We start from the raw sequence: 15,173 nt of genomic DNA, 5'->3' as shown, positions 1-15,173 counted from the left end.
CCTTTTGCCGATACGAAAACGGCGCCCGCGAAGGCGCCGTCTGATGCGGATATCTAACTATCACCGGAGCGCCATGCGCACTGATGACACGGCTGCCGGGCTCCCCTCGCCTGCCCGCATCCTTCCGATCCGGACAGGCATAGACAGAAAGCCGATCAGGCGCCGCGCTTGGTGCGCCAGCTGTCGGCGTAGTTTTCGCGGGCCTCACGGGCGTAAGGCGTCGGCGAAACGCGCACGCGGATTTCCGCCTGCTTGTGGCGCTCGACCGAGGTCTTGCCCGAACCGCCGTCCGGCTCGCCCCAGACCAGCGTCAGCACCTCGCCTTCCTGCACGTCGGCATCCACGACGCCGAGCGACAGCACGCAGCGCTCGTTGTAGGAATAGCCGTTGAACATCGACATGCCGACCTTCTTGCCATCCCGCAGGATGAGGTCCGCGCTGGTGGAGGCATAGTTCGGCTGCGGGAAGTCGATCCACTTGTAGTGATCCTCGCCCGGCCGGAAGGCCGATGCGATGACCTCGACGACATCCTCGGCATTCCACTCGAAGGTCACCTTCTTGCGGTTGTTGGCGCCCTTCATCTTTTCCAGCGCCGCCTTGCCGATGAAATCGTCCTTCTTCCAGCCGATGTAGAAGTCATAGCCGAGTTCGAACGGGTTGACGTAATAGTCCTCGATATTGTCGGAGACGAAGCTGCCGCCGATCGAGCCCATCGCCTCGTAGCTGTCGGCACCCAGCCAATCGCGATAGGCTGCCAGCATGCCGTCGCCGGTGTAGATGCCCGGCAGCGGCGACGGGATCCAGCCGCTTTCCAGCGTGTTGGTGGAATAGGCGCGGCTGCCGCACCGTACCAGATCGACGCCTGCATCGCGCGCAGCTTCGAGAATGCAGGAGAGAATATAGCTCTTGTCCTCGTAGGGACCCCAGATTTCGAGGCCCGGCGCGCCGGACATGCCGTGACGCAGCGCCTGCACCTTCTTCGAGCCGACATTGATCCAGTCGACATGGAAGAACTTGATCTCCGGAATGGGACCGCCATTCATCTTTTCGAAGATCTTCGGCGCTTCCGGACCCTGGATCTGATAGCGGTAATGGGTGCGCAGCACGCGCTCGCCTTCCGGACGCGACGGCGAACGCGGATCGTGCTTGATGCGCACATTCCAGTTGCCATAGGCAGCGCAGAACATCAGCCAGTTGGAGGTCGGCGCGCGACCGACCAGGATGAACTTGTCTTCCCGTTCGCGGAAGATGATGTGGTCACCGATCACATGGCCGTTCGGGGTCACCGGAACAAAGTGCTTGGCCCGGTTGAGACCGAAGTTCGAGAAGGAATTGATGCCGTGATGGGAGAGGAACTTTTCCGCATCCGGCCCTTCAACGATCAGTTCGTCCATGTGGTGCGACTGGTCGAACAGCACGGCGGAATGGCGCCAGGCGGCCTGCTCGGTGCGCCAGTTGCTGAACTCCGGCGCCACGACCGGGTATACATACATCCCCGTTCGTGAATGGCGCAGAAGCTCCACGGCATTCTTCGAACCCGCCAAAACGCTGCTTAAACTCGAAACCATTTCTGGGCCTCCTCCCATGAAGATGAATTCTATGTATACACAGAACGACGCCGAGCCGAAATTTTCAAGCCCCAAAATTTGCAAAATGCACATTCCCGCAGCCGAGCATCCACGACGGCGGCTCCAAGTTGCTGGGGGCGAGGGGAAAAAGTCAGTCCTGCAGCAGCGCCAGAACCTTCACCTTTTCGAGAAGGGAGGGATCTTCCTGAAGGATGTATTCCAGATTGTTGCGAGCGGTGCGGGCATGTTCGCGGGCAATCGCTTCGGCGCGGCTGCCCTCCCGGTTTTCGATGGCGCGGACAATCGCCCGATGCTGCTCCTGCGCGGTGCGCAGCGACCGGCGGAAGGCAGCGATATTCGACTTGTTCGGCAGAAAGGCCGATGGTGAGGCAAAGGGCAAGGCACTGGCACGCTCCACCTCGCGGCGGATCACATCGCTGCCGGCAAGGGCTGCCATCTGCCGGTGGAACTCGGCATTCAGATCGGCATAGGCATCGAAATCCACATCATCCGGCTGTTCGCCGAAGCAGAGGTCCAGCCGCGCCACGGTCTGCTTGATCTCGGCAAGCAGGTCAGGCGCCACCCCGCGCTCGGCCGCCAGCCGCGCCGCCATGCCTTCCATCACGCCGCGCACCTCGATCGAATCCACCACGTCGGCAAGGCCGAAGCGGCGAACCACAAAGCCGCCATTCGGCAACCGGTCGAGCAGCCCTTCCTCCGCCAGACGCGACAGCGCCTCGCGCACCGGCGTGCGGGAAATCTCCAGCAGTTCCGCCAGCGGCACCTCGAACAGGCGCGTGCCGCCCTGCAGTTCGCCACTCAGGATCCGCTCCCGCAATTCGATGACCGCGCGCCGGCCATGCGTGGCCGCTTCCACCTGACGCATCAAGCTTTGCCCCATATCGGCCGGACACCCACCGCCGGCCATGCCTTGCTGTATCCACAGCATGTCCTCAAAGACAAGAACAATCAATGCGGAGCCCTGCGCATGCCGGCAGCGGGACGGGAAAGTTGTATACAGCCGCCGCCACGCCTACCTGGCGAAGACGACCGTCTTGTCCTTGTTGAGCAGCACCCGGTCCTCCAGGTGCCAGGCGACAGCCCGCGCCAGCACGCGACGCTCGATGTCGCGGCCCTTGCGGACCAGATCGTCCGGCGTATCGGCATGGCTGACGGGCTCGACATCCTGGCAGATGATCGGCCCCTCATCGAGATCGCCGGTCACGTAATGCGCGGTGGCGCCAATCATCTTCACGCCGCGCCGGTGCGCCTGATGGTAGGGCTTGGCGCCCTTGAAGCCGGGCAGAAAACTGTGATGGATGTTGATGCAGCGTCCGGAGAGCCAGGCGGAAAACTCATCCGACAGGATCTGCATGTAGCGGGCCAGCACCACCAGTTCCGCACCGCTCTCCTCGATCACCCGCTGGATCGCCGCCTCCTGCTCGCGCTTGCTGGCCGCCGTCACCGGAAGATGATGATAGGGGATAGCGCCCATCAGCGTGAGATTGAGGGCCTCGCGCGGGTGGTTACCGATGATCGCCACCGGCTCCATGGGAAGCTCGCCGATCCGCGTGCGGTACAATAGATCGCCCAGGCAGTGATCGAAGCGCGAGACCAGCAGCAGCACCTTGCGGCGCGCGCCAGCCACCCTCAGCGTCAGATCAAGGCCGAAACGGCGCACCTCCTCGTCCAGGCCCGCGCGAAGCGTCGCAGCATCAGTCTCAGCCCGGAAGGCGACACGCATGAAGAACATGCCGGTTTCGGGATCATCGAACTGATGCGCCTCGGTGATATCACCACCCTGCGCCGCCAGACGGCCGGCGACGGCGGCCACAATACCGCTGCGATTGCCGCAGCGAAGTGTCATGATGAATTCGGACATGCTCCTCCCTTCGGGCCGGCATGGTCGTTCCGGCCCCTCCTCCGCAAAACCTGTTGAACCCTGTCGGTCGCCACGCCCGGGGCACCGATGCCGCGCATGTCGCAGATGTCGCCAGCAGGCCAGAAACGCGGGCCAGCAGACGCGGGCCGCGCGACGAAAGCCGCTATGGCTTCCGCATGATCTCGACCGGCCCCTCGACACATTCGTCCGACCGCACCCCTGCGGGCGCCGGCGCCCTGTCTGCGTGCCGCACAGGCCGGCCAGCCTCCTCCACCACCGCACCCTCTGGGACAGACAGGGCGGAGACTGCCAGAGGGGGCGCAATTTCGCAAGCCGTGAATACATGGACAAGCCGCCGACGGCGCAAGGGTCGGTTCGCTTGCGGTAAAAATCGACCAGAACACGCCATATCGTGCAGAATTCATGAAATCTGCTTGGCGATGGACAAATTTTATGTATACATCATCCACGGGAGAGATGGAGGATGAGCATGGACATGCGCAGCAATCCGCATCGGGAGGCTTCAGCCGGCTCCAGCCTGCTGGATCGGTGGTCCATTGAGGTCATGCCGCGCACGGCGGCGAAAATTCCGGATTTCAAAACGCTGCTGCCGCCCGGTACGCGCGTCTATATCGCGCACATCGACGGCACACCGCTGGACGACATGGTGGCGACGGCCCGACGTCTGACACGCGATGGATTTCCCGTCATGCCGCACATTCCCGCGCGCTCCATCGACGGCAAGGCCGCGCTCGAAGACCTGCTGACGCGCTACCGGCAGGAAGCCGATATACGCCAGGCCCTGTTGCTGGCGGGCGGCAACAGCGCGCCGCGCGGCAGCCTGACGAGTTCGATAGACCTGATCGAAACCGGCCTGTTCGACCGGATGGGCTTTACCGATCTGCACGTGGCAGGCCATCCGGAGGGCAATCGCGACATAGACGGCGACGGTTCCAGCACGGGCGTCGATGCCGCACTGATGACCAAGCAGGCCTATGCCGACCGCACCGATGCCCGCATCGCCATCACCACCCAGTTCGCCTTCGATGCCGAGAGCGTGATCCGCTGGGCAGAGCGCATCGCAGCCCTGGGCATCACGCTGCCCGTGCATGTGGGCCTTGCCGGCCCGGCCAAGCTGCAGACACTGATCAAATATGCGATATCCTGCGGTGTCGGGCCGTCGTTGAAGGTTTTGCAGAAGCGCGCGCTCGATGTGACGCGCCTGCTGGTGCCTTATGAGCCGACCGATCTACTGGCGCAGCTGGAACGCCATCGCGCCAGCCATCCGGAAAGCCTGATCCGGCAGGCACATCTCTTCCCGCTCGGCGGCATCGAGGCCGCCGTCGACTGGTGCAGGCGCCAGAAGGCCCGGGCCTGACCCCTCTTCTTCGTCATCCAACACAACGCGCCGGCCAACAATGACCGACGCGCGTGCCTGAATTCAACGTTCCACCAAAGGCTGCGACCGACGATCAGCTCGCCGGCGTCAGCGTCAGCGACGTGCCGGTCGCTGCGACATTCAGACCAATCTGGCCGGTGACGCTCACCGTCTGGAGGTGGATCGAACCGGAGGTGCCTCCGATCAGAACGTTTGCCCCCACCCCGGCGCCAACCGTCGCCTCGGCGGTGATGCCCTGATAAAGGCCGGCCAGCGATCCGTGATGATAGCCGGCGGTCGGCGCGAAGACCGCCCAGATCAACCGGCTGCGGGTGGTAAAGCCGAGATCGACACCCATCTTGCGCACCACGCCGCTGTACTGGTCGAGAGGCTCGCTGCCGATCGTCGAGGTGAAGACGCAGCTTGCGCCCTTTGCCGAACCCAGGACATAGCCGACGCCGCCCTCGATGGTACAATCCAGATAGCCGATGCGCACGCCGCCGCGCGCATCATCATAGGCCGGCACCGGTGCCGCACGCTCGCGCCGAACGGCATCCGCCGCCATGGCCGCGCCTGCACCTTCCAGCGCCATGATTGCCACCAGCGCGACTGCAACTCGCTTTTTCATCCCTGTGCTCCATTGTTTTCTTATCTGTTGGCCGCTGGGCGAAACCAGTCCAGCGCTTCGTTCTCGACAACGCCTGTGGCAAAAGAATGATCCGCAGCCCATGCAAAAAGCATCCCTGAAGACTGCGGCAATTTGACCGGACGCCATGTCCGAGGGCCGGCTGGACGATCGCCACCCGCACGTTGTGGCGACAGAAGACCACGGCATCCGTCATCCCTCTCAGCGGGACGAAGGTCCAGCCACCCGCCACCGCAGCTTAAACGCGAATACCTCTGAGGAAAAAGGTGGATCGCGCCCATCTACCCGCAATCGAGGATGGCGAAATCCCCGAGATATGGTAAGAAGCCCCTGATATTACCAAGTATTGGAAATGGCAGATGTTTCTGACACAAAACACGCTCAAATCCTCACAACACCTGCGGCTTTCTGCGTGGCTTGAACATGGGCCTTTTGCCTTCTGGTTGATGCAGCAGCTTCAACCCGAAAATGTGGTAGAACTCGGCACGCATCACGGCTTTTCATTTCTCTCTCTGTGCCAGGCAGCCAAACAAAACAATCTGACATCACACATTTACGCTGTGGATACATGGCGGGGTGATGCCCATGCGGGTTTTTACGGTGACGAGATCTTCGACACCCTGGAGGCTGAGGTTCAGCGGGACTATCCGCAGACAGGATTCCTGATTCGATCCACCTTCCAGGAGGCCCGCTCTCAATTTGCCGATGGCACGATAGACCTTCTGCATATCGATGGCCGCCATCGCTACGAAGACGTTCTTGAGGATTTCGAAACCTGGCGGGGCACGCTTTCCAATCGAGGCGTCATTCTGTTTCATGACACCCAGGTCCAGACGCAGGATTTTGGCGTCTGGAAGCTCTGGGCCGACATCGCAAAGGATTATCCGAGTTTCGAATTCCACCACGGCAACGGACTTGGTGTTCTGGTGGTTGGCAAGAACGCACCGGCACCGATCATGGCTCTGTGTGCCGCAGGCCCGGAAGACGCAGCGCTCACCCGCTCGCTTTACGCCCGTCTCGGCCTGATCAACTCGATCGAGTATCAGTTGACCTTCGGCCCGCAGAATCTCAAGGAACTGGAAGAGCAATGCCATCTTCTCACGGAAGACCGTGACCGCGTCGCCAGAGCAAGCGAGCTCAAGGACACGCGCCTTGCCGCTCTCCAGATCGAACGTGACGAGGCATGCGCGCGCGCCAGCCAGCTTGACGCGTTGATCGAACAAATGCGGTCATCCTCCAGCTGGAGGCTGACGAAGGGCTACCGCTGGGCGGGACATCAGCTCAGGCGCGCCAGACACGTGGCGAAAGTCGCCACAAGCCTCATCCGCCGCCATGGCGGCCTCGGCCGCGCGGCATCCAGACTGATTGCCAAGCTCAGACGGGAAGGCCCGCAGGGCATCTTCTCGACATGGCGCCGCGCCCAGGAGATCGCGGCCGTCTCGATGCCGATCGACTCCGGTGACGGACAGGTCTACCTGGAGTGGCTCGCCAAATACGCCTCGCTTGATGATGACGGCAGGCAGGCGATCCGGCAGGAGATTGCCGGATGGCACAATCGCCCGCTCATTTCGATCGTCATGCCGGTTTACAATCCTCCCCTCGAACTTCTGCAGCAGGCCGTTGAGTCCGTAAAGGCCCAGCTCTACCCCCATTGGGAGCTGTGCATAGCCGACGACAAGTCAACGGACAGGGAGGTTCGGAAATACCTGAAACAGCTGCGCGCAACGGATGACCGCATCAAGGTGACGTTCCGGCGTGTGAACGGCCATATTTCCGAAGCATCGAATACCGCAATCGACATGGCAACCGGCGAATGGATTGCCTTGCTCGATCAGGACGATCTTCTGACGCAGGATGCTCTGTTTTACGTGGCGCGGGAGATTCTGGGGCGAGAAGACGTCAAGCTGATCTATTCCGACGAGGACAAGTTCGACGGCGTGAAGCGCTACGATCCTTATTTCAAACCCGACTGGAATCCGGATCTCCTGCGGTCATGCAACTATGTCTGCCATCTGGGCGTCTACAGGCGCGACCGCATCCGGGAGATCGGCGGTTTCCGGAAGGGCCTGGAGGGCTCCCAGGACCACGATCTGGTTCTGCGCTTTTCCGAGGGACTGACGCCCGGCGAGATTGCCCACATCCCGCGCGTTCTCTATCACTGGCGCAGCCATTCCGGCAGCACGGCGCAAAGCGCCAGCAACAAGTCCTATGCCGTGAGAGCCGGTCAAAGGGCGATCCAGGATCACCTGAAGCGACTTTCCGTGCCGGGAACGGTCGAGATCCTTCCAACCAGCATGTACCGGGTCAGATACAGCCTTCCGGATGTCCTTCCCCTCGTCACCATCGTGATCCCCACCCGCAATGGCGTCGACCTGCTGCGGCAGTGCATCGATTCCATCCGGACAAAGACGTCCTATGCCAATTACGAGATCCTGATCGTCGACAACAATTCCGACGATCCACGTACCATGGCGTATTTTGCGCAGGTGCAGGCGCAGGCAAACGTCAAGGTCGTGCGTGACGAAAGGCCATTCAACTATTCCCAGCTGAACAACAGTGCTGTCCGTACCGCAAGCGGTGCTTTCATCGTCCTGATGAACAATGATATCGAAGTCATTTCAGAGGACTGGCTCTCGGAAATGATGGGGATCGCCATTCAGAAGGGCGTCGGCGTCGTCGGCGCGAGGCTGTGGTATCCGGACAACCGGCTGCAGCATGGCGGCGTCATTCTCGGGATCGGAGGGGTCGCGGGACACTCGCACAAGTACCTCCCCAAGGGGGGCCCCAGCTATTTCTCGCGCGGCGATCTCATCCAGAGCCTGACCGCGGTAACAGCCGCCTGCCTGCTCGTGCGCAAGAGCATATACGAAGAGGTTGGCGGTCTCGATGAAGAGAGGCTGAAAGTCGCCTTCAATGACGTCGACTTCTGTATCCGCGTGCGCGAGGCCGGATACCGCAACGTCTGGACGCCCTATGCGGAGCTTTATCACCACGAATCCGCCACCCGCGGCCATGAGGACACACCGGAAAAGATGCGCCGGTTCCAGGGTGAAGCCGAGTATATGCTTGGCCGCTGGAAGCATATTCTGAATCGTGATCCCGCCTACAATCCGAACCTGACGCTGGAGCACGAAGACTTTTCGCTGGCATGGCCGCCCCGCAACGAAGGCGACCCGACACTGGCCTCCTGACCGCACAGTTCGCGGCGCACCATCGCACGGCACGTCCTAAGATGCAGGACGGCCCACAGGGTTGCAGCTTCACTGGCGGCATGGCGAAGGCTGGCTTCGCATCACTCCGGCAGTTTGCCGCTGCGTCCCGTCATGCCGTGCCAGAAGCCAAGGCCCATCTTTCGGACATGCTGCAGACGCCCTTGCCCGAAAAGGCTGAAGAAGAGAAACTGCAGCACCAGCCGCTGCAGAAGAATCAACCGCCAGGGCCAGTTGATCCAGGGCCGTCTGGCCAGCCAGATGGCGTTGCGGAACTGGTAGTAATGCCGCAGGGGGCTGTGAACCGGCACCCGTCGTCCGCAGAAGGCGAGCCATTCATCGCCCAGCGAATGCGTCATCACCGCCGCATGAACACCGAAACTGAGAAATCCCTGATCTCGGGCGCGCAGGCCCCACTCGATATCGACATAATCGATGAAGAGCGCCTCCTCCATCAGGCCGACGGCCGACAAGGCCTCCCGAGAGACAAGGCAACCGGACGCAATCAGAAAATCGGTTTCCGCCACCGCTTCAGCGGTCTTGCTTTGACGACGCTTCAACTGGAAACCATCGCGATAGACAAAAGGGGCCACGTCACCCTGGCGTGGATCGATATAGCTTGGCCCGACGGCTGCGACCCTTGTTCCCCGGGAGACCAGCCTCTCATGCGCCTCGATCAGACGGGCGACCATGTCGCCGGCGGGAATGCTGTCCTGATCCAGCAGCAGCACGAAGGCGCTGCCCTGCCGCAAGGCCTCCGACACGCCGATGTTCTGGGCAGCCCCGATGCCCTTGTTGTCACCGAGACAGATGAGCGACACATCCGACTGCAGCACCTCCGTGGGTATCAAACGACCATCACCATTATCGATGATGAACAGCAGGTCGACCTGCGGACGAACGGCCTGCACGAGGCGCAGGAGGTCGTGCGGCGCCGGCCGGTAGGTCACGATCACGCCGCTGGTCCGCGGCTGGCCTTCAGGCCGCTCGTCTGGCTTCATGCAGGATGACATTGTTTTCGCAAGGCGACGATATCCACAAACGCGGTCACCAGAATGGCTTACGGAGAAGGCTCCCGCCTAATTGAAGTGCGGGGCCGGAAAGTCAAGCGCGATAGGATGCCTCCCGAAAATCTCGTCTCCAGCGGGGTGGACCTAGTGACTTAGATTCGAAGACATATGGTTGTCTTCCTATGGAGAAGCAGCTAATTCCCGTCAAATAATCATCAGTTTGAGGGTGGTATGCTGGAACGGTGCCTTGGCACAATTGCTCTCTTGGCGGGCGTCATTGTGTTTTTCTCCACCCTTTGGATGGCATGTATTGCTTGGGGGCCTATGCCTTTCTGGGATGCATGGGAGGTGGCAACCCTCGATCGCAGTTGGGGAAGTCTATTCAAGCTTCACAACGAACACATGATCACCTTGCCCAAACTGATTTACGGGCTGGACACGGTTGTGGCCAATGGCACCGGATTGATCAGCATCGTCTTGGTTTGGCTGTTCCAGATTGGATCGTGCGCGCTTCTCGTGAGCCTGGCGCCTAAACCCCGGCTTCTTGGAATACCATTGGTGGTTTGCCTGATGTTCTGGGGCCGTCACCTTGAAAATCTGAGTTGGTCCTTCCAAGTCGGCTTTGTAGGGCTGTGTTTTGTCGCAATTGCGACCATGTATCTTGTGACTGTGCCTCAGCGATGGGCCTACTGGGCAGCGTTGATCTTGGGTGGCAGCGCACCGCTTTGGTCGCTCAACGGATTTCTGGTTCCGCTTCTGGTCGGCGCCGTGCTCCTCATGCTGCGCAGCTATGCACGTGCCTTGTCTTTCGTGATCGTCTGCGGCGCGGCAGCCTGGTTGCACTACCAAGCAGGTTTCGGCACCAAGTCACACGACGTTTCTCTCGCTATGGTGATTGCGGTCTATCTGGACATTGTTGGCAGACCGTTTCTGGAGCTATTCGTTCCAGTGACTCGACATTTGAAGTTCAACGACGTGTCCACGGTGACAATGATTTTGGCAGCCTTGGTTCACGCAGGTGTTCTCGCCACAGCGTGGCATGCATATAAACGACGTTCGCCACAATTGCTTGCGCTTGTCGCCATATCGTTGTTCGGCCTTGGGTCCTGCCTCATGGCGGCGATCGGCCGTGCCGACCAGTACGATGGTCCGGCATACCGGTACGCCGTATTCACTGTCCTCGGCGTGGCGCCAGTTCTACTGATCGGCCTTGGGGGACTTCGCACGGCGTTCCCGAGCCAGGGGCTATCGACGGCCATCTGCATTGCAATCGCCACAAACGCCACTGTTTGGTGGCAGTTCGCCGAGATGCGAGGCAATATCGAAAAGCAGGCCATTGCCGCCATCAAGGCGGCCCCCGACGACCCTGCAAGCTACAAGTTGCTATATCCGTCACCACAAGGAATCTGGCCACGTATCATGGATTTCCGTGCGCAGAAGCGATCAATCTTTGCAGAATAGGCACTCTGCTGCCTTTCGGGCTATCCCGGCCCCACAGCGTTCGGCAGGCAACCGGCTGGCGGCTCTTACAACCGAGGACGAAGGGAGGAACAGAGCTTTTCTCCCGCCTGTGCCGCGCCCGAGAAAAGTCACCGCAAGGGCAGACTTACAACCTGCATCATCTCGGTTTGACAGCGTATTGCAACTGCAACCATGAACTGTTGCAACGATGATGCGAGGGCGGAATGTGATGCACTTAGAGGTCTCCTCCCGGCGGGGCGCCAGCCTGCCCCTGCTTTTCGGTTTCGCACCCTGTGTGCTCGCAGCGGGCTACACAATGCGGGCATCACTTGAGCAGATTACTCTCTATGCGCGGGATCTGCCCTATTGGGACCATTTTGGATATTTTGACTCCTTCCGCCACTGGCGAGAAGGCGACTGGAACTTCTGGACCTTCTTCCACATGACGCATAATGAGCATCGCCTGGGGCTGACCAAGCTTACGATGCTCGCAGATCTCTACTGGACGCGGGGATCCAATCGGGTGCTTCTTACCACGACGTTTCTGCTGCTGTTCGTCAGCGGAGGACTGATCATGGCAACCGGGGCCAAGGGCCGGTCAACGCTGGCCGCAGCGGGCTTGTCCCTGCTGGGAGCCGCCAGCATGGTAGGAATCGTCTCGTTGGGGAACCTGGCCTGGCCGACCCAGGTTCAGTTTGGTTATGCCCAGATCGTGCCCATTCTGCTCTTCATGATCGCGTTCTCGCCGCTATCTCTACGCATCAAGACACCGGCCGTTGCCCTTCTCGCCGTCATGGCGGCAGAAACGATGGCATCGGGCATTCTTGCCCCCCTCGCCGGTTTCCTCGCCGCCCTGCTGTTTGCCCGCGACAGGACCACTATCTTGCTCCTGTTGGGCGCATTCCTTCTTTCGCTGCTTTATTACAGCTTTCCGACCGCGCACGACTTTCCTGTCGGACCGAAGCACGGCTTCACCTACGACAATCTGGTCTACTATTTTGCGGCCGCCGGAAACTGGGCACAGCGCGGTGGCGTCGTGCTCAGCATCGGAACAGGGATTGCCGTGACCGCTCTCGCTGCCATCATCTGTCTGGTCAGCCTCCGGCAGGCGCCGATTGTCGATCGCTCCCTGCTCGTCCTTCTCGCCATTGCATTGTACGAGGGCGGATCGATCGCCGCCATGGCAATAAACCGGGGGACCGCCGGCAATCCGGAATGGGCGCTGACCTCCAGATACTCCACCCCCGCAATTGCCCTGGCACTCGCCGTGACCGCCCTCCTCCTCAGGCTTGGCTACCTCCGGAATGCCAAGCCGCTTGGATGGATCGGGGCCGGCTTCATTGCCTGTATCCTGTTCTTCACATCGTACAGTCAGCGCGCGATCGAAGATATGGCGCACATCACAGGGCAAATCGATGTTGCAACGAAAATGATGCGGGATGGCGGGTTCGATGCGGAAGTCTACAAGAAGATCTATCCGTTCCCCGATATTCTCAGGGACATGGTGCAGTTCATGCGCGATCACAGGTACAGCATCTTCCGAAAATAGAGTCCGCAAAAGGGGAAGCCGCCATTCAGGCGGCATCCTCCTTCATTTCGCGGCGATGCCCTCGACGCCGCCCCAGTAGCTCCAGTCCCAGGTGCAGGCGGCGCGGCAGGCCGTGTCCAGCCGAAGCTCCGTAACATCGGCGGGAACATCGACATCCATCGTCTGCTCGCCCCGGTCCCCTTGATTGCGCACGGGATCGAGGCACCGTTCGGCAAGGCCTGCCGATGGCGACCGGACGATGAAGCAGACGCCGTCCGTATTGCCTCCGCCGCTCCACGATCCATCGCGCAGGCCGAAGAACAGACGGAGCGTGGAGCCGGGCTGAACCGGCAGTCGCAGGCTCGCCGGCGCATGCGCAAAGACGCCTTCCGCCGCAGGCTCAAGGGTCGGCGGTCGCATGTCGTTATTTCTCAGGAGGGGAATGACCCGCCCTGCCTTGGCCTGCATGTCCCGGACGAACTGATTCTGGTTCGCCGCCCGAAGGGGGGCCGCATTCACAGCCGTGAACCGGATGGCCAGGGCCCGATCATAGAACAGGCCGGCCTTTATCCCGGTTCTGACCGTAAACGAGGTTGCATGCTTCAGATTGGCAGCATCCGCATTGCCCGTGGAGACGATGAGGTAATCACTGGCGCTCGCGACATGGGGCGACAACAGCATGCCGTCCGCCGCCATGCCGGGGATGAGGCGATAGGTGCCCGAAGAACCGTCGCTGTAGCGAACGGCAATCTCCGTCATTGGCGGACGGTAGACCAGATCGACCAGACGACCCAAAAGGGTGGGACGGATGTCGATGGACACCATCCAGGCACCATCCGGCGCCGGAAAGGCAACCTCATCCCCGAAGCTTGCGGTCTTCTCGATGGCCGGCGCCAGCACATCCGCAATCGGGGTTGCCCTCCGTTTCAGGATGAGGCCCAGCGGCGAGGACTTAACCGCTTCATAGCGCGAGAAAAACAGCGGCCACAGCGCCCCTTCCGCCGATGCGGGATGCCGCCCGTCAATCGAGCCCGGCTGTATGATGAGATAATCAGGTGCGCTCTCGCCGGCAAAGAAGGCACGGTTGCGGGCAATCAAGCGGGGGGAATAGGTGGAGTATTCCTGGATGGTCGGACGAGGCCTGTAGGCAAGCCCGTTCGCGATCACAGCCGATTGTGCCGACGGGATGATATCGACGGTGCCGTCGAGAGGCGGAAGCGGGGTTTGCGCCTTGATCGCAGCCAGTGCAGCCTTGTTGCGCGCCTCAAGGTTTGCAAGCCAGACCGAAGGCCGCATGATCAACTCGGTCGCCGTTTTCACCTCGCTCACGATCGCGGATGGCATGTTGAGAATGCCGGAAAAGGGCACGATCCGGTAGGCATCGTAGACCAATGCATGTCCCGGAAGCACCAGAATGGCGGCAAGCACCATCAGCCGCCGAACGGTTGCCCGGGACAGGCCGAGGCCCGCGTCAAGGCTGGACAGGACCGCGATCACGAGCGCGGCCCAGGTTGCGATGCTGTGAAGGCGAACCATACCGGCCTTGAAGGAGACAAACAGGAAGGCGCAAATCAGAAGCCAGCGTGCAAGCGGCAGCCAAAGTCCATATTTGCGCCGATTGCTCCAGACCGCATGGAAAAGGATCCCGGCAAACAGGCTCGCAATGCCCAACCAGGCCAGGCGCTCGCCGAGGCTGCGCGCCACCGTGCGGCTCATTGCGCTGGAGTAGCCGCCGGAAACCTCGAAACTGGCGGCCAGGAAGGCAGCAAGCTGGCTGAGAGGCTGACCGCTTGCCGCAAAGCCGCCGACGAGGCCAAGCGCGAGCACGATCATATGCAGGGGGCGGCGTCTACATGCGACAGCCCTTACATCAAGGACCAGCGTCGCGAACACCGCAACCGGCAAGGTCGAGAATTTTGCCAGGATGATCAGACCGGAGAGAAAGACACCGCACCAGGTCAGGATGGTCCGGCTGCGGCAGGGATCGCCGAGCCCGACCAGACCCGTCAGAAGCGGCACCAGAAACAGGATATTGTTGTTGTCCATAACGGTCAGTGACAGGACAAGACAGACCATCACGACATTCAAGGCATGCCCGCGATCCGCCAGCAGCCTTGACCAGGCAGCGGCAATGACGATCACGATCAGCAGGGAAACAATGGCCAGGGGATAGGCCGAAACCACACTGAACTGGCGGGTATAGAGGGAAGAAAGCGGCCCGCCGGTGAATACGAGATCCGTGCCGAACAAAAGCCCGCGCTCGAGACCATAGGCCAGAGCCGCCTGCCAGGAAGGATCAAGCCCACGGGCAAGGGGATGAAAATCAAGCGGGTCCATCTTCTGGTAGAAGACGAGAAACAGGGCGAAGCATGCAGCTGCACTCCAGCCGATCCAAGGCGCTTTCACTCCCATGCCATGCATCTGTCCCGCTCCTGCAAACGTGACATCCTCATGCATGAACCGGCCCATGATGGTCCAGCCAGGAACGTCC

At 61.0% G+C, this 15,173-nt stretch carries 10 protein-coding genes; 4 read left to right on the top strand and 6 right to left on the bottom strand.

All coding sequences use genetic code 11. From position 1 onward, the window contains the following. Nucleotides 1–155: 155 nt before the first annotated feature. From F3H95_RS04820 to purU, 3 genes are all read right to left on the bottom strand, one after another. Nucleotides 156–1,568: an aminomethyltransferase family protein gene (locus F3H95_RS04820; RefSeq protein ID WP_149745127.1), complete on the bottom strand. Its 1,413-nt coding sequence runs from the start codon at nt 1,566–1,568 to the stop codon at nt 156–158. 151 nt (nt 1,569–1,719) lie between these two features. Further along, a complete protein-coding gene (locus F3H95_RS04815; protein ID WP_149745126.1) occupies nt 1,720–2,454 on the bottom strand; it encodes a GntR family transcriptional regulator in 735 nt (244 codons plus the stop codon). A gap of 147 nt (nt 2,455–2,601) precedes the next feature. Continuing rightward, on the bottom strand, nt 2,602–3,450 hold the full coding sequence (gene purU / locus F3H95_RS04810) for a formyltetrahydrofolate deformylase (RefSeq protein ID WP_143127043.1): 849 nt from the start codon (nt 3,448–3,450) through the stop codon (nt 2,602–2,604). Between the two features lie 484 nt (nt 3,451–3,934). Here purU and F3H95_RS04805 point away from each other — a divergent pair, with 484 nt between their 5' ends. Next, on the top strand, nt 3,935–4,828 hold the full coding sequence (locus tag F3H95_RS04805) for a methylenetetrahydrofolate reductase (RefSeq protein ID WP_149745125.1): 894 nt from the start codon (nt 3,935–3,937) through the stop codon (nt 4,826–4,828). Nucleotides 4,829–4,922: 94 nt separating this feature from the next. Here the strand turns inward: F3H95_RS04805 and F3H95_RS04800 are convergent, their stop codons facing one another. Further along, nucleotides 4,923–5,456 (bottom strand): DUF992 domain-containing protein, encoded by a 534-nt coding sequence (locus F3H95_RS04800; protein WP_143127041.1) that lies wholly within the window; start codon nt 5,454–5,456, stop codon nt 4,923–4,925. 377 nt (nt 5,457–5,833) lie between these two features. Between F3H95_RS04800 and F3H95_RS04795 the strand changes: the two genes are divergently transcribed. After that, on the top strand, nt 5,834–8,665 hold the full coding sequence (locus tag F3H95_RS04795) for a glycosyltransferase (protein ID WP_149745124.1): 2,832 nt from the start codon (nt 5,834–5,836) through the stop codon (nt 8,663–8,665). 101 nt (nt 8,666–8,766) lie between these two features. Here the strand turns inward: F3H95_RS04795 and F3H95_RS04790 are convergent, their stop codons facing one another. Then, a complete protein-coding gene (locus F3H95_RS04790) occupies nt 8,767–9,684 on the bottom strand; it encodes a glycosyltransferase family 2 protein (RefSeq protein WP_244617887.1) in 918 nt (305 codons plus the stop codon). Nucleotides 9,685–10,041: 357 nt separating this feature from the next. Here F3H95_RS04790 and F3H95_RS04785 point away from each other — a divergent pair, with 357 nt between their 5' ends. After that, on the top strand, nt 10,042–11,154 hold the full coding sequence (locus tag F3H95_RS04785; protein WP_149745123.1) for a hypothetical protein: 1,113 nt from the start codon (nt 10,042–10,044) through the stop codon (nt 11,152–11,154). A 316-nt stretch (nt 11,155–11,470) separates the two neighbouring features. Then, on the top strand, nt 11,471–12,703 hold the full coding sequence (locus F3H95_RS04780; protein WP_149745122.1) for a hypothetical protein: 1,233 nt from the start codon (nt 11,471–11,473) through the stop codon (nt 12,701–12,703). A gap of 42 nt (nt 12,704–12,745) precedes the next feature. Here the strand turns inward: F3H95_RS04780 and F3H95_RS04775 are convergent, their stop codons facing one another. Further along, nucleotides 12,746–15,103: a hypothetical protein gene (locus F3H95_RS04775; RefSeq protein ID WP_149745121.1), complete on the bottom strand. Its 2,358-nt coding sequence runs from the start codon at nt 15,101–15,103 to the stop codon at nt 12,746–12,748. Between the last annotated feature and the right edge of the window lie 70 nt (nt 15,104–15,173).

Origin of the sequence: Rhizobium sp. RU35A (genome assembly GCF_900156005.1) — a bacterium.
GTDB classification, from domain to species: domain Bacteria; phylum Pseudomonadota; class Alphaproteobacteria; order Rhizobiales; family Rhizobiaceae; genus Neorhizobium; species Neorhizobium straminoryzae.
The sequence above is the reverse complement of the archived record's forward strand: the minus strand, read 5'-3'. Positions and strand labels throughout refer to the sequence as shown.

Coding starts and splice junctions, on each gene's coding strand:
- F3H95_RS04820 (WP_149745127.1), bottom strand. CDS start 1,568: ATGGTTTCGAGTTTAAGCAGCGTTTTGGCGGGTTCGAAGAATGCCGTG.
- F3H95_RS04815 (WP_149745126.1), bottom strand. CDS start 2,454: ATGCGTCAGGTGGAAGCGGCCACGCATGGCCGGCGCGCGGTCATCGAA.
- purU (WP_143127043.1), bottom strand. CDS start 3,450: ATGTCCGAATTCATCATGACACTTCGCTGCGGCAATCGCAGCGGTATT.
- F3H95_RS04805 (WP_149745125.1), top strand. CDS start 3,935: ATGAGCATGGACATGCGCAGCAATCCGCATCGGGAGGCTTCAGCCGGC.
- F3H95_RS04800 (WP_143127041.1), bottom strand. CDS start 5,456: ATGAAAAAGCGAGTTGCAGTCGCGCTGGTGGCAATCATGGCGCTGGAA.
- F3H95_RS04795 (WP_149745124.1), top strand. CDS start 5,834: ATGTTTCTGACACAAAACACGCTCAAATCCTCACAACACCTGCGGCTT.
- F3H95_RS04790 (WP_244617887.1), bottom strand. CDS start 9,684: ATGAAGCCAGACGAGCGGCCTGAAGGCCAGCCGCGGACCAGCGGCGTG.
- F3H95_RS04780 (WP_149745122.1), top strand. CDS start 11,471: ATGCGGGCATCACTTGAGCAGATTACTCTCTATGCGCGGGATCTGCCC.
- F3H95_RS04775 (WP_149745121.1), bottom strand. CDS start 15,103: ATGCATGGCATGGGAGTGAAAGCGCCTTGGATCGGCTGGAGTGCAGCT.